Source organism: Dolichospermum sp. UHCC 0406, from assembly GCF_009712025.1.
In the GTDB taxonomy this organism is placed as follows: Bacteria; Cyanobacteriota; Cyanobacteriia; order Cyanobacteriales; family Nostocaceae; genus Dolichospermum; species Dolichospermum lemmermannii.
Genome location: NZ_VILA01000011.1, coordinates 1 through 626 on the forward strand (window position 1 = coordinate 1; position 626 = coordinate 626).

Here is a 626-nt window from a genome sequence, read left to right on the forward strand (position 1 = left end):
CGAATTTACCATCAAATTTTCTTCATACTCATTTATTGGCTTGATATTAACATGGTAATACTGCCCTTTTTATCTATTCATAGAAGTTACATTTTGTCAAAAAAAATTAGATGCGTTTCCCCTGTAATCGGTAGCCAGTACCAGTGGAACAGAGAAAATCTATATCCTTGCTTAATCTATATTCCCCATGATTTAAACTAACCAGAGTCCCACCGCCAAAATACGCGCCACACTCTAATAAAAAATTAGCATTTAATTGATTAAGAACAATTAAAATTTTTTGATGAAATTCCCTTTCAAACATTTTTGCTCCTAACCATGAATGATAATATTGAGCTAATTGTTGCACAAATAAGGATTCTATTTGGCTCAAGTCGCCTAAAACTCCCCGGTAATGCCACCCGCGTTCATATATTCTCAGCATTTCTAAAGGAGTAAGATTTTCTATATTTTCTCTTTGCCAACATAATTTTTCTAAAAACGGTAATTTCTCTGGAGTTTTAATTTGAGGTTTAATTAACATTGGGGTTATAGTTGTAAAAAATATAGACAAATATCTTTTACTTTGAAAGTGTTACCTTGACTGGGGAAACTACAATCCCCTTTATCCCATCTGCAAAAGCATT

Annotated in this window: 1 protein-coding gene; it reads right to left on the minus strand. The window is 32.7% G+C overall.

The window, feature by feature from the left end:
- Positions 1-106: 106 nt before the first annotated feature.
- Positions 107-523 carry a nucleotidyl transferase AbiEii/AbiGii toxin family protein gene (locus FJR09_RS24670; RefSeq protein WP_254433082.1) on the minus strand — a complete coding sequence of 139 codons (417 nt, stop codon included), beginning with the start codon at positions 521-523 and terminating at the stop codon, positions 107-109.
- Positions 524-626 lie beyond the last annotated feature (103 nt).